This is a genomic window from Streptomyces sp. DSM 40750, assembly GCF_024612035.1.
Classification (GTDB): Bacteria; Actinomycetota; Actinomycetes; order Streptomycetales; family Streptomycetaceae; genus Streptomyces.
The window spans coordinates 9,479,862-9,493,271 of the sequence record NZ_CP102513.1; the positions used below are offsets into that span (position 1 = coordinate 9,479,862).

At 71.2% G+C, this 13,410-nt stretch carries 9 protein-coding genes; 5 read left to right on the top strand and 4 right to left on the bottom strand.

What is annotated here, in order from left to right:
• Nucleotides 1-287: 287 nt before the first annotated feature.
• The 5 genes from JIX55_RS41505 (at nucleotide 288) to JIX55_RS51035 (ending at nucleotide 5,742) form a co-directional block, all read left to right on the top strand.
• Nucleotides 288-1,205, top strand: a complete 918-nt coding sequence (locus tag JIX55_RS41505) for an SDR family NAD(P)-dependent oxidoreductase (protein ID WP_306820086.1) — start codon at nucleotides 288-290, stop codon at nucleotides 1,203-1,205.
• A 20-nt stretch (nucleotides 1,206-1,225) separates the two neighbouring features.
• The gene (locus JIX55_RS41510) at nucleotides 1,226-2,101 is read left to right on the top strand and encodes an amidohydrolase family protein (protein WP_257569660.1); all 876 of its coding nucleotides are present in this window, start codon (nucleotides 1,226-1,228) and stop codon (nucleotides 2,099-2,101) included.
• A gap of 51 nt (nucleotides 2,102-2,152) precedes the next feature.
• The gene (menE, locus tag JIX55_RS41515) at nucleotides 2,153-3,658 is read left to right on the top strand and encodes an o-succinylbenzoate--CoA ligase (RefSeq protein WP_257568363.1); all 1,506 of its coding nucleotides are present in this window, start codon (nucleotides 2,153-2,155) and stop codon (nucleotides 3,656-3,658) included.
• 14 nt (nucleotides 3,659-3,672) lie between these two features.
• Entirely contained in the window at nucleotides 3,673-4,128 is a 456-nt protein-coding gene (locus tag JIX55_RS41520; RefSeq protein WP_257568364.1) for a MaoC family dehydratase, read from the top strand.
• Between the two features lie 420 nt (nucleotides 4,129-4,548).
• Complete coding sequence (locus JIX55_RS51035) at nucleotides 4,549-5,742, top strand: helix-turn-helix domain-containing protein (protein WP_306820087.1); 1,194 nt, start codon at nucleotides 4,549-4,551, stop codon at nucleotides 5,740-5,742.
• Nucleotides 5,743-5,817: 75 nt separating this feature from the next.
• On the opposite strand, the gene JIX55_RS41535 is transcribed toward JIX55_RS51035, so the two are convergent.
• The 4 genes from JIX55_RS41535 to JIX55_RS41550 are packed head-to-tail and all read right to left on the bottom strand — an operon-like array spanning nucleotide 5,818 to nucleotide 13,393.
• Nucleotides 5,818-7,494, bottom strand: coding sequence for a PHP domain-containing protein (locus JIX55_RS41535; protein ID WP_257569662.1), 1,677 nt, complete (start codon nucleotides 7,492-7,494; stop codon nucleotides 5,818-5,820).
• Between the two features lie 37 nt (nucleotides 7,495-7,531).
• Nucleotides 7,532-9,388: a LamG-like jellyroll fold domain-containing protein gene (locus JIX55_RS41540; protein ID WP_257568365.1), complete on the bottom strand. Its 1,857-nt coding sequence runs from the start codon at nucleotides 9,386-9,388 to the stop codon at nucleotides 7,532-7,534.
• A 55-nt stretch (nucleotides 9,389-9,443) separates the two neighbouring features.
• On the bottom strand, nucleotides 9,444-12,395 hold the full coding sequence (locus JIX55_RS41545; RefSeq protein WP_257568366.1) for a glycoside hydrolase family 2 TIM barrel-domain containing protein: 2,952 nt from the start codon (nucleotides 12,393-12,395) through the stop codon (nucleotides 9,444-9,446).
• A complete protein-coding gene (locus JIX55_RS41550; RefSeq protein ID WP_257568367.1) occupies nucleotides 12,392-13,393 on the bottom strand; it encodes an alkaline phosphatase family protein in 1,002 nt (333 codons plus the stop codon). Before JIX55_RS41550 ends, JIX55_RS41545 begins: the two co-directional genes overlap by 4 nt.
• Nucleotides 13,394-13,410 lie beyond the last annotated feature (17 nt).

The window sequence follows — 13,410 nt, forward strand, 5'->3', positions numbered from 1 at the left end:
GCTCCCTGGTCTCTAGGGCCTGTCTTTCGGATCAGGCCTGGTCGCGTGGCTTGCCACGCTCACCGGAGTTCATTCGGCGCCCCGGCCCGGAGTCGGCCTGATCCGAAAGACAGGCCCTGGGCCCCGGGAGAGGGCGGCGCGTACCTACTTCCCCCAGCATGACGCAACGCCCGGGGAACAACAACTATTGACGTCAACAACTATTGCTCTTAGCTTCGATCTCGTAGCCGCAGTCGGCAGGCGCTCAGCGGCGCCGGCCGCCGCACCCCATTCGAAGGGATCTCCTCGTGCCCAGCATCGATCTCACCGGCAAGGTCGCCGTCGTCACAGGCAGTGGCCGTGGCCTCGGCCTCGCCTACGCACAGGCCCTCGCCGCCGCCGGCGCCTCCGTCGTCGTCAACGACATCGACGAGGCCGTGGCCGAGGCGGCCGTGAAGTCCATCACCGAGGCGGGCGGCAAGGCCGTGGCCGAGGTCGTCGCCGTCGGTACGACCGAGGCGGCGGACCGGCTGGTGGGCCGCGCGGTGGAGGAGTTCGGGCGGCTCGACATCCTGGTCACCAACGCGGGCATCCTGCGCGACAGGGTCCTGTGGAAGATGTCGGACGACGACTTCGACGCGGTGATCACCACCCACCTCAAGGGCACCTTCACCTGCGCCCGCGCCGCCGCGATCCGTATGCGCGAGCAGGGCGAGGGCGGCTCCCTGATCCTCGTCGGCTCCCCGGCCGGCCAGCGCGGCAACTTCGGCCAGACGAACTACGCCGCCGCCAAGGCCGGCATCGCCGCCTTCGCCCGCACCTGGGCGATGGAGCTGGGCCGCGCGAACATCACCGTCAACGCGATCGTCCCGGTCGCCGCCACCGCCATGACCGAGACCATCCCGGTCTTCGCCCCGTACGTCGAGGCGCTGCGCGAGGGCAAGCCGTTCCCGGACTTCCTGCGCAAGGGCGAGGGCTTCGGCACCCCCGAGGACTGCGCGGCCCTGGTCCCGTTCCTCGCCTCCGAGGCCGCTCGCGGTGTCACCGGCCAGGCCATCGGCATCGGCGGCGACAAGGTGGCACTCTGGTCGCATCCGCAGGAGATCAAGACGGCGTACGCGAACGGCGGCTGGACCCCCGAGGCCCTCGCCGACGTCTGGCCGACCTCGCTGGGCGCCGAGCCGCAGACCGTGGGTGTCCCCGCCCCGAAGATCCCGGAGGCGTGATGAGCCCGGCAACTCCCGCCATGAACGTCGAGGAACTGGTCGCCATCGACGTCCACACCCACGCGGAGGTGTCCTCCAAGGGCACGTCCTCGCTGGACGACGACCTGCACGACGCCTCGTCCGCGTACTTCAAGGTCGAGGGCAAGCGGAAGCCGACCCTGGAGGAGACGGCCGCCTACTACCGCGAGCGGAAGATGGCCGCCGTGATCTTCACGGTGGACGCCGAGTCCGCGACCGGCACCGAGCCCGTCCCGAACGAGGAGGTCGCCGAGGCGGCCGCCGCCAACGCGGACGTGCTGATCCCCTTCGCCTCCATCGACCCGTTCCGCGGAAAGGCGGGCGTGAAGCGGGCCCGCCGCCTGGTCGAGGAGTACGGGGTGAAGGGCTTCAAGTTCCACCCCAGCGTCCAGGGCTTCTTCCCGAACGACCGCTCGGTGGCGTACGACCTGTACGAGGTCATCGAGGAGACGGGCACCATCGCCCTCTTCCACACCGGTCAGACGGGCATCGGCGCCGGTGTACCCGGCGGCGGTGGCATCCGCCTGAAGTACTCCAACCCGATGCACGTGGACGACGTGGCCGCCGACTTCCCGCATCTGAAGATCATCCTGGCGCACCCGTCCTTCCCCTGGCAGGACGAGGCGCTCGCCGTGGCCACGCACAAGCCGGGCGTGCACATCGACCTGTCCGGCTGGTCACCGAAGTACTTCCCGCCGCAGCTGGTGCAGTACGCGAACACCCTGCTCAAGGACAAGGTGCTCTTCGGCTCCGACTACCCCGTCCTCACCCCCGACCGCTGGCTCGCCGACTTCGAGAAGCTGCCGATCAAGGACGAGGTCAAGCCGAAGATCCTGAAGGAGAACGCCGCCCGGCTGCTCGGACTGACGAAGCCATGACGAAACCGTGAGGGACACACCCCATGTGCAATGACGGACAGGGGCACAGACATGCGCAATGAGGGACTGGGGTCGTGGCCCGCCCGCCGGGCCCGCAAGACCCCGCAGCGCACCGCGCTGATCCACGGTGACACGAGCATCACCTACGGAGAGCTGTACGAGCGCACCACGCGCCTCGCTCACGCCCTGCGCGCCTCCGGCGTACGCCGCGGCGACCGGATCGCCTACCTCGGCCCGAACCACCCCTCGTACCTGGAGACGCTGTTCGCCGCCGGCACCCTCGGCGCGGTCTTCGTCCCCCTCAACACCCGCCTCGCGGGCCCCGAGATCGCCTATCAGCTGGCGGACTCCGGGGCCAAGGCGCTGGTGTACGCGTCCGGGTTCACCGGGCTCGTCGCGGGACTGCCGGGCAGCAGCGACGTCCGTACGTACGTCGAGGTCGGCAGCGAGTACGAGGCGCTGCTCGCCGGGGCCGACGACGAGCCGATCGACCAGCCCGTCACCGCCGACGACACCTGCATCATCATGTACACCTCGGGGACGACGGGCCGTCCCAAGGGTGCGATGCTCACGCACGGCAACATCATCTGGAACGCCGTCAACGTGCTCGTCGACCAGGACGTCATCGCCGACGAACGCGCCCTGGTCTCCGCCCCGTTGTTCCACACGGCCGGGCTGAACATGCTCACCCTGCCCGTGCTGCTCAAGGGTGGCACCTGCGTCCTGGTCGAGGCCTTCGCCCCGGAGGCCACCTTCGACCTGATCGAACGGCACCGGATCACGTTCATGTTCGGCGTGCCGACCATGTTCGACCAGGTGGCCCGGCACCCGCGCTGGGCGGACGCCGACCTGTCGTCGCTGCGGATGCTGTCCTGCGGCGGCTCCCCGGTGCCGACCCCGCTCATCGCCAGGTTCCAGGAGCGCGGGCTCACCTTCCTCCAGGGCTACGGCATGACGGAGGCGGCGCCCGGCACGCTCTTCCTCGACGCGGAGCACGCCGTGAGCAAGGCCGGTTCGGCGGGCGTGCCGCACTTCTTCAGCGATGTGCGGGTCGTACGGCCGGACATGACACCGGTCGACGTCGACGAGCCCGGCGAGATCGTGGTCCGCGGACCGCACGTCATGCCCGGCTACTGGGGGCTGCCCGAGGAGACGGCCGCGGTCTTCGCCGACGGCTGGTTCCGCAGCGGGGACGCCGCGCGGGTCGACGAGGACGGCTATGTCTTCATCGTCGACCGCATCAAGGACATGATCATCTCCGGGGGCGAGAACATCTATCCCGCCGAGATCGAGGACCAGCTCCTCGCCCACCCCGACATCGTCGAGTGCGCGGTCATCGGTGTGGCGGACGACAAGTGGGGCGAGGTGCCGCGGGCGGTCGTCGTCCCCCGGGAGGGCTCCGCCCTGGACGCCGACGAGGTGCTGGCCTCGCTGGCCGGGCGGCTCGCCAAGTACAAGATCCCGAAGTCGGTGGTGATCGCGGACGAGCTCCCCCGCACCGCCTCCGGAAAGCTTCTCAAGGCCCGGGTGCGCAAGCGCTACGGCACCAACTCTTAGCTAAGGAACGTCATATGAGCATCACCGTGAACGGCATCGACGAACTCAAGAAGCTCGCCGGCAGCGACCTCGGCACCAGTGAGTGGATCGAGGTCACCCAGGAGCGCATCAACACCTTCGCCGACGCCACCGGCGACCACCAGTGGATCCACGTCGACCCGGAGAAGGCGGCGGCGGGCCCCTTCGGCGCGCCGATCGCCCACGGTTACCTGACCCTGTCGCTGTTCATCCCGATGTTCACCGAGCTGCTGGATGTCGAGGGTGTGTCGACGAAGGTCAACTACGGCCTGAACAAGGTGCGTTTCCCGTCGCCGGTGAAGGTGGGCTCGAAGATCCGCCTGGTCGGCAAGCTGGCCTCGGTTGAGGACGTGCCGGGCGGGGTGCAGATCACCGTCGACGGCACGATCGAGATCGAGGGTGCGCCGAAGCCGGCGGCTGTGCTGCAGAGCCTGTCCCGTTTCTACGCCTGAGACCGTCCGAGACCGTCTGGAGCTCCTGAGCGCCGTAGAGCCCTGAAACCGCTGTAGGGCGGAGCACCCCCTCGGGTGCTCCGCCCTACGGGCGTCCGGAAAATCCAGGGATTCCGTGCAGGTGGGACGCTGGGACGGCCGTGCCGCGACCCACCTGCGGCAGTTCGCGACCCACCTGCGGAGTCCCCCTGCCGCTGCGGCGGCGGTGGGACGCCAGGGAAACGGACGTCGGCGGTCCGCCGCGGAAGTGGCTGGAGTTGGCCGGTTTCTGCGGTCTGTTTCTGGCACAGTGTGCTCGGGCGCGGGGATCGGGGGATCCAGGGGGGCGCCCTCTCGTCTATGTACCCGCACAGCGCTGCCGTCTGACCACGTGCGGCGCCGCCGTTCAGCACGGCAGCAAGTGAAAAAGGGGGGACGCCCGTGTCTGCGTGCACGGAGTCCGAGCGGTTCGCCGCCTGTTTGCGCTCGCTCAAGGAGCGGTCGGGACTCAGTTACGCGGCGCTCGCCGCGAAGGCCGGAACAAGTGGGTCCAGCGTGCACCGCTACTGCCTGGGCAGTTCGGTACCGCAGGACTACGGCGCCGTCCACCGCCTCGCGGTGGCCTGCGGTGCCACCCCGGAGGAGCTACGGACGCTGCACCGCCTCTGGGCCGTGGCGGACGCCGCCCGGGAACAGGAGCCGACGGAGCCGGAGCCCACCGAGCCGACGACGTCGCCGGAACCGGAGGCCGCCCCGGTGGAACCGGTCGTCGGTCCACCGGAGCCCGTCGACCTCGAAGTCGAGCACGGCGTCAGCGGCGAGGCCGCGGATCGATCGCCGGAACTCTCGCCTGTCCCCCTGGAACTCTCGCCTGCACCCCCGGAGCCGCCGGAGGCCTCGCACGGCTCCGGGGCCGTGGGGTGGAGCCGTCGGCGGATCCGCGTCGGCCTGGCCGTCGGCCTGGCGGTGCTGTGCCTCGGCGGGATGGCCTGGACTCTGCCGGCGCTGGGCTCGGCCGAGGGAAGCGACGGCGATCACGGCAAGGCCGCCGGGGAACGGCAGAAGAAGGACAGCCGGCCGCTCCTCACGTCCGGGTGCCGTGAGGTGGTGGCCATGGGCCAGCACGACACGTGTGTACGCGAGGTGCAGCGGCTGCTCCACGCCAAGGGCGCGGTGATCGGTGTGGACGGTGACTTCGGACCGCAGACGCTGCGCCGTGTGACCGCCTTTCAGGTGATCGCGGGGATCGAACCGCCCAACGGCGTCGTCGGCGACACCACCAAGCAGGCGCTGTACGAGTCCGGGGCGCGCATGGACACATGGTCACAGGACGAGGTGCGGCGGCGCATCCGCGAGGTGTTCACCGAGGCACCGGACCGCGCGGTCGCGATCGCCGACTGCCAGTCCCTCCTCGACCCGCTGCACATCCTCCCGAACACCAACGGCACAAGGAACTGGGGCCTCTTCCAGATATCCGACTCCCGTCTCACGGAGCTGGGCGGCACCCCTCGCAAGGCGCTCGACCCGGAGTGGAACATCCGCGCGGCCAAGCGGTTGTGGAGCCAGGACCGGGACTTCAGCGACTGGCCCCACTGCGATCGGGCGTTCAGCCCCAGTCCCTCCCCCTCGCCGTAGGAGGTGAGGAGCGCGGGGGACCGCGGACCGGTTGTGGCTGGTCGCGCAGTGCCCCGCGCCTCTAAGACGTCATGCTCAGCCTACGTCGATGAACACGGGGTTCGAGTAGAACCAAGTGTCCTTCCAGGGGTCGCCGTCGCCCGGCTCGTGCGGGATCGGGCCGTGCGGGTCCACGGACGCGCCCAGGTAGCCCGTGCCGTTCCTGTTGCCGTCGCTGCCGCGCAGCCGCACGTAGAAGGACTCGTCCCCCGCAGTGATCGGGATGCGGAGGGTGTACGTGCCCTTGCGGCCGCTCACGTCCTCGGTGTGGACGACCTTGGTGTCGGGGGCCTTCCAGGCGTCCCGGTCGGTCACCGGGCCGCGCACCGCGCCCCGGATGACGTCGACGTGGGCCAACTCCGGGAGGATCCCTTGGGGGTTGGGGCGGGAGGCGGTCGTCACGGTCACCGTCAGCGTGAGCTTCTCGCCCTTGCGGACGCGGAGGCGGCCGCCCAGGGTGACGCCCCGGACGTGGTCGCGGTCGCGCTTCACACGGACGTCCAGGCCGTCGAGCAGATGGCCGTGGTCGAGCCAGACACGGCCGGCGCGCAGGCCCGCCATCACCGCACGGTAGCCGTAGCGGGTCACGCCGACGTGGGTGCGGCTGAACTGGCCGGGCCAGAAGTCGCTGCCGGGCTGCGGGGTGTCGGTGTTCACCGGGTCGGGCAGCTTGCCGGTGTTGTCGAAGTTCTGCCCGGCCGGCCAGTCGCCGTTCCTCCAGGTGTCGAAGACGATCCGGTGGGCGTCCGAGTTGGTGGTGATCGAGAACAGCCTGCCCTCGGCGAGCATGGCGTCCCAGAGGCCGCCCACGGTCGCCGTGGACCAGTCGAAACCGCCGTACGTGAGGTACGCCTCCGCCGGGTAGCCGGGCCAGGACTGGGCGGACGGCTTGTTCTCGTACTCGCCGCGCATCGACGTGGCCCCCCGCCAGCCGGGGATCGCCGCGCCCTGGGCGCCGGGCGCGCCCTCCATGCCGATCATGATCTCGGGTGCCGCGTCCCGCCAGGCGCGCATCTCGTGCGGGGAGTCGATGCCCAGGCGGAGGGGGTGGTTGGCCAGCACCAGCACGTCGTCGACGTATCCCGTGCGGCGCTGCTCGGCCAGCCACTTGATCGCCTCGACCGCGTGCGCCTCGTTGCGCGCGGTGTTCGCGCCGCCCACGGAACCGTCCGTGTAGCCCAGCAGCTTGCCGTCGTACGCGCTCTCGAAGCGGGTGAGGAGGTCGACCTCGTGTGGGCCGGGGGTCGTGAAGACCGTGCAGTGCTCGGCGGCCGGGATGTACCACTCCAGGCCCTGGAAGATCAGCTGGCGCGGGTTCTCGGCCCGGGCCTTCAGGATCTCCCTGTGCTCCAGCGCGGCGCCGAAGTCGGCGTGCCCGAAGTTGGAGTGTTCGGTGAACACCATCCAGTCGAGGCCGTACGTCGCGCCCGCAGCCGCCAGTTGGGAGAACGTGTACTTGGCGTCGTGGCTGTACACGGTGTGGATGTGGTGGTCGCCGACGAGGTAGGCGAGGCGTGGGTCGTCGCCGCCGTAGTGCCGGGAGTCGGCGGAGGCGACGGCCGGTGCCGCGAGGGAGCCCGCCGCGCCCAGGGCGAAGGCGGTGCCGAAGAGGCCCGCGCCGCGCAGGAGTCCACGGCGGGACACGCCCTGCGCGTCGAGGTCGGCGGGGGAGACGGACGGATCGGCCCAGACGGGCAGCTGCTGCTCGCGCATGCCGGACAGTTCGGACATGATGTGCTTCCTTCGCGTCTCAGTGGTTCATGAACGACTTGACGGGCAGCGCCCGTTCGACGATGCGGACGTCACCGAGCCGCCCGTGCAGGATCTGATCGATCGTCCCCGCGTACTCGTAGCCGCCGAGGATCCAGGGCAGTCCGACGGAGGTGAGCCCGACGGCCGCGGCCTTCGGGTTGCGCACGACCGGGCAGCCCTGGACGTAGAGCGTGGTGTGCTCGCCGTCGTTGACGACCGCGAGGTGCCACCACGTCTCCAGCGGGGTCTCCTGGCCCCAGTTGGTCGCGATGCCCTGCTGGTTGAGCGGGCGCACCGCCCACTGCGGCTCCCGGTCGTTCGACAGCGACAGCGTGGCCAGCGGCTCGTCCGGGTCGTCGGCGGTCTTGCCCGCCGCGCCACCGGTGCCGGTACGGCCGAGGATGCCGGCCCAGGCGTGGTTCGAGGGATTCCAGTCGGCGGGCAGCCGGTAGAACGCCTCGATGGTGTAACCGTCCTCGAACGTCGCAGAGTTGAGCGGCGCCCCGTCGACCGTACGCAGATACGCGCCCTTCAGCGGGGGCTTGCCGCCGTGGAACTCCAGGCTGCCGTGGCCCGGCTGGTCCGGGTGGTGGTCGGCGGAGTAGGTGAGCGGGCCGCCGCCGACCGTGACCAAGGTGAGGTCGTTGCCGCGCCCGGAGCGGTCACGGACGGTACCGGTGACGGCCGCCCCGTCGTCCTGCCCGTCGAAGCGCCAGTACGCGACCGTGCCGGGCACCAGCATCTTCGAGGCGGGGCGCGACGCACGTACGGGCACCGGCGCGAAGCCGGCGAACCGCTTCTCGAAGTCGATCTCGACCGTGAACCGGTCGGCGTCGCCGGAGAGTTCGCTCTCCTGCCGCTCCAGCTCGTTGAGCCCTTCGGCGGCCCGGCCCAGGATCCACGGGGAGATCGTCTCCACGTCGATGGTGTCGCGGTCGAGGTCGAAGCGGTACAGGCGGATCATCGCCGCGCCGCCGTAGTACCGGTTCTGGTAGTTGGTGAGGTGCAGATGGACATCGTTGTCGGCGGCGTTCTTCCGCGTCGCGCGCGCCGCCGGCCAGTAGTGCCCGTTGAGGGTGAGGAAGATCTGGTCGTGGTCGTCGATCAGCTGGTCCCACAGCTTCTCCCCGTACGAGGAGAGGGAGTCGTCCCCGTCGACCAGCTCGTGGGTGGTGAGGACCACCGGCGTCCTCGGGTGCCGGGCCAGCACGTCCTTCGCCCAGGCGAAGCCCTTCGCGGACAGCCGCCAGTCCAGGGCGAGCACCATCCACTGCTGGCCGCCGGCCTCGAAGAGGTGGAAGGAGTTGTAGCCGTCCGGGGAGGCGCCACCGAAGGTCGGCTTGCCCTGGAAACGGTCGGGCCCGAACACATCCAGGTAGGGGCTCGAACCCCGCTGGTCGTCGGTGGACGAGCGGACGTCGTGGTTGCCCGCGAGGACGCTGTAGCCCACACCCCGCCGGTCGAGCAGCCGGAACGCCTCGCCGATCGCGGCGCACTCCGCCTTCGCGCCGTTCTGCGTGAGGTCGCCCAGATGAGAGAGGAAGACGATGTTCTCCTCCCGCCCCACCTCCAGCAGATGGCGCAGCGACGCCTCGACGGGCGCCTTGTCGATGCTCGGCCCGTCGAACAGGTACTGGGTGTCGGGCATCACCGCCAGCGTGAACCGGCGGCTGTCCGGGTCGGGCCGCAGGCGCGCGGCGGAGACGGGGGACTCGGCGGCGGCCTGCGCGGCACCGGCCGCAGGGAGCACGGCGGCCGCCGCACCCATCAGCGCGGTCGCGCGCAGGAAGTTCCGTCTGCCGGCGCCGGCCTGCGGGGCCGCCTCGCCCTGGTCGTGCTCATGCGAAGTACACACGTGTGCTCCGTAGGAAGGTCCGTGAGAGATGGAGGAAGGAACGAGGGGGGTGGGATCAGAGGGCGCGCAGCGTCCACGACCAGCGGTGGACACCCGGCGGAACGAGATACGAGGGGGAGGTGTCGGGCCCGCACGACGCCGTGCCCAGCCCTCGGTGTGCCGCGTCGATGTGCACCACGCACCCCGGCCGGGGCGCCAGTTCGTCGTGGTGCGCGGCGGCGGCCAGGTCCGTGGCGCGATGGCGGGTCACCGAGACCTGCCGGGGCCCGTCCAGCCGTACGCCGAGAGCATGCTGGTCGCCGCTGAGCGTGAAGTGCCGTACGCCGTGCCGGCCCCCGCTCTCCTGCGGCCGCAGATAAGGGGTGAACAACTCGTCGACGGCGGCCGAGTGGTGGCCGACGGGCGCCCCGGCCGCGCGGTCCGGGTAGCTCTCCCAGGGGCCCTGGCCGTACCAGGCGAGGCGGTCGAAGCCGTCGACGGTCTCGAACACCGTGCCGACGCGGGCCACGTCCGTCAGCTCCTCGGGCAGGACGGCCGTCTCCTCGACGAGTACCCGGCCGTCCACCAGTGCCGTGAAGGTCTGCTCGTGCTCGACGGCCCCGGCCCCCGTCATCCAGCGGGACCGCACCCGCACGGTGGAGCCCTTGCGCTCCACGGTGACCGGTTCGCGCTCGGCGCGGTCCAGGCCCAGTTCACGCCAGCGCTCGGCCATGCCGCCGAGGACGTCGTTGTCGGTCGGGGCCCGCCACAGGCTCAAGCCCGGCGGGGAGGCGAGCAGCGGGTGCAGCAGCAGCCCGTTCTCGTCCGTCTCCGGCGGGGGGATGTGCCCGAGGTCCTCCTCGGCGCCCACCACCGGCTCACCCTCGTCCGCCTCGTACCACTGCACCTGCGGGCAGCACACCTCGGTGCCGCGTGGTGCCCAGGGCTCGTCGGCGGCCGTCGTCACGCGCAGCGTCAGCCAGATCTCACCGGCCCCGCCCGGCACCTCGGGCCGGTCGATGACGGCCGAGCCGCCGGGCGGTACGGCGGGCAGCTGGGCCGGCACCGTCCAGGTCCCGCCGTCGGCCGCCGCGAACTCCCACTCGGCGGCCAGCCACGACAGATCGCGGAAGTGCTGCCGGTTGTGCACGCGCAACACCCGCCAGGTGCCCTCGCCCTCCACGGACAGCCGCACCGGGGAGGCGATCTCCCGGTGCTCGAACATCACCGGCTTGGGTGTGCGGTCGGGGAGGACGACCCCGTCGGCGATGAAGGCGCCGTCGTGGATCGTCTCGCCGAAGTCGCCGCCGTAGGCCCAGCGCAGGCCGGGGCCGGCGACTCCGTTCTCGTACAGCCCGGTGCCCCCACGCCCGGCCGGTCGTCCGTCGTTCACACGCTGGAGGATGCCGTGGTCCCAGAACTCCCAGATGAACCCGCCCTGAAGACCTGGGGTGGCCTCGATGGCGGTCCACGTGTCGGCCAGCGTGCCGTTGCTGTTGCCCATGGCGTGCGAGTACTCACACTGGATCAGCGGCCTGGTCTGCTCGCCCGACAGCGCGTGCGCCACACAGTCCTCGATGGGCGCGTACATCGGACAGGCGATGTCGGAGGCGTCGTCCGTGGCCGCCCAGTCCAGCTTCGCGGCCCCCTCGTACTGCACCGGCCGTGTCGGATCGTGGCGCCGCAGCCAGCCCGCCGCCGCGTCGTGGTTGGCGCCGTAGTCGGACTCGTTGCCCAGCGACCAGACGATCACCGACGGATGGTTCTTGTCCCGCAGCGCCATACGGGAGACGCGGTCCACGAAGGCGTTGAGATAGCGCGGGTCGTCGGCGATCTCATGCGCGTGGTCGTGGGACTCGATGTCGGCCTCGTCGACGACGTAGAAGCCGAGCTCGTCGGCGAGGTCGTACAGGGCCGGGTCGCCCGGATAGTGCGCGGTACGGATCGCGTTGAAGCCGAACCGCTTCAGCGTGAGCAGGTCCGCGCGCATGTCCTCGTACGACACCGTCCGCCCCGTCAGCGGATGGAAGTCGTGCCGGTTCACGCCCCGGAGGTAGACCCGCTCCCCGTTGACCAGCAGGTCCCGGCCGCGGATCTCGACCTCGCGGAAGCCGATCCGGTGGTGCGAGGTGTCGGCGACCGTGCCGTCGGCGCGGTGCAGGCGGACGGTGAGGTCGTACAGCTCGGGGGTCTCGGCGTTCCAGGTCCGTACGTCGGGGACGACCGTGCCCATACGGGCCTCGCCGAGGAAGTCGGAGACGCGCTCGTCCTCGGCGTTGAACCGGTCGAACTCGCGGTCCTGGGCGAGGAGTTCACCGTTCAGCTCCCCGCTGACACACCACCCGGCGGGCAGTGCGCGCGTCCCCGCCGCCGAGCGCACCCGGCAGTCCACCCGCAGCTCCCCGTCGCAGCGCGCCCGCACGCTCACGTCCGCGAGATACAGCGGATCGGTGGCGTACAGCAGCACCGAGCGGGTGATCCCGCCGAGCCACCACTGGTCCTGGTCCTCGATGTGCGAGGCGTCGGACCACTTCACCACCGTGAGCCGCACGGTGGCCTTCGTCCCGGGGCGGACCAGGTCGGAGAGGTCGAACTCGGCGGCCAGATGGGAGTCCTTGGAGACACCGGCCGGCCGCCCGTCCACATGGACGAGCAGCACGCTCTCGGCGGCGCCGACGTGCAGGACGATCCGGCGGCCGGCCCAGTCGGCGGGTATGTCGACGTCCCGCTCGTACACCCCGGTCGGGTTCTCCGCCGGAGAGTCCGGCGGGAACTGGGGCCACGGCATCCGGACGTTGGTGTACTGCGGTGGGTCCTCCGCCACCTGGAGGGCCCAGGAGCCGGGGAGCTGGGCCCAGGACCAGCCGGGACCGGGTTCCCGCTCGGGGGACGGCAGCAGCTGGAACCGCCAACGGCCGTCGAGCGACAGCGCCTGCGCGCGCCGGTCGACGGCGTTCATGGGCAGCCGCCTCCAGGAGGTCACCTCGGGTGCTTCCCAGGGGCGCAGGGCGAAGAGTGCGTCGGTCATGACCGTTCCGAAGTGGGTGGTGACGGGAGGGACGTGGTCGGCCGGGGCAGGGCGCGGCCCCGCAGGCCCCAGGCGGGGTCCACGGGGATGCCGAGACGGTCCAGGACGGTGGGGGCGATGTCGATGAGGCGGGGCGTGTCCAGCAGGGTGCCGGCGGGAGTTCCGGGCTCGGCGAGGACGACGAAGACCTCTCGCTCGGCGCGCGTGTCGCCTCCGTGGCCGCCGGTGTCGAGATGCCCGTGGTCCGTGGTGACCAGGACCGTCCAGTGCTCGTCCGCGCGGACGGGGTCGGAGCGCCGGGCGTCGACGGCGTCCAGCAGCCGCCCGATATGGGCGTCCTGGGCGAGGAGGGCCTGGTCGTAGGCGGGGCTGAGGGGGCCCGCGGCGTGGCCGGCCTCGTCGGTGGCGCCGAAGTACACGAACACGACGTCCGGGTCGTCCTCGGTCAGCCAGCGCACGGCGGTACGGGCGACGCGTCGGTCCGCGCTCTCGTAGCCGTCGGACTCGCCGTCGTACCGCACGCGCCTGCCGATGGCGGGGCCCAGGGTGCCGCGGTGGACCAGTTCCGGCCAGGACACCGCGGCCGCCGTGCGCAGACCGGGCCGCGCGGTGACCGCGCGGCTGAGGAAGTCGGGGTGGCGGGCGTAGTCGGCGCCGGTGAAGTCGTTGCCCGTCACCCCGTGACGGTCGGGCCACACCCCGGTCAGCACGCTCGACCAGCCGGGGCCGGAGTCGGTGTAGGCCATGCTGGTGGACGGCCCGCCCTCGGCCTGACCGTCCACCTCGCCGTAGGGCAGCAGGCTGCTGCCGTGGGCGCCCGCGGCCATCAGGCCGTGCAGCACCGGTGCCGTGGACGGCGGACGAAGCGAGAGGGGGGTCGCCCCGGCCGGAGGCCGGGGGAGGGGCAGCCGGTCGAAGCGCACCCCGTCCATACCCACCACGAGCACCTTGCCGCGCCCCGGCCGTCCTCCGCCGCCGACGTCCCCGACGTCCACCATCGCGCACCTCTCTCCGG

Coding starts and splice junctions, on each gene's coding strand:
- JIX55_RS41510 (WP_257569660.1), top strand. CDS start 1,226: ATGAACGTCGAGGAACTGGTCGCCATCGACGTCCACACCCACGCGGAG.
- menE (WP_257568363.1), top strand. CDS start 2,153: ATGCGCAATGAGGGACTGGGGTCGTGGCCCGCCCGCCGGGCCCGCAAG.
- JIX55_RS41520 (WP_257568364.1), top strand. CDS start 3,673: ATGAGCATCACCGTGAACGGCATCGACGAACTCAAGAAGCTCGCCGGC.
- JIX55_RS41535 (WP_257569662.1), bottom strand. CDS start 7,494: ATGCGCGAGCAGCAGCTGCCCGTCTGGGCCGATCCGTCCGTCTCCCCC.
- JIX55_RS41545 (WP_257568366.1), bottom strand. CDS start 12,395: ATGACCGACGCACTCTTCGCCCTGCGCCCCTGGGAAGCACCCGAGGTG.
- JIX55_RS41550 (WP_257568367.1), bottom strand. CDS start 13,393: ATGGTGGACGTCGGGGACGTCGGCGGCGGAGGACGGCCGGGGCGCGGC.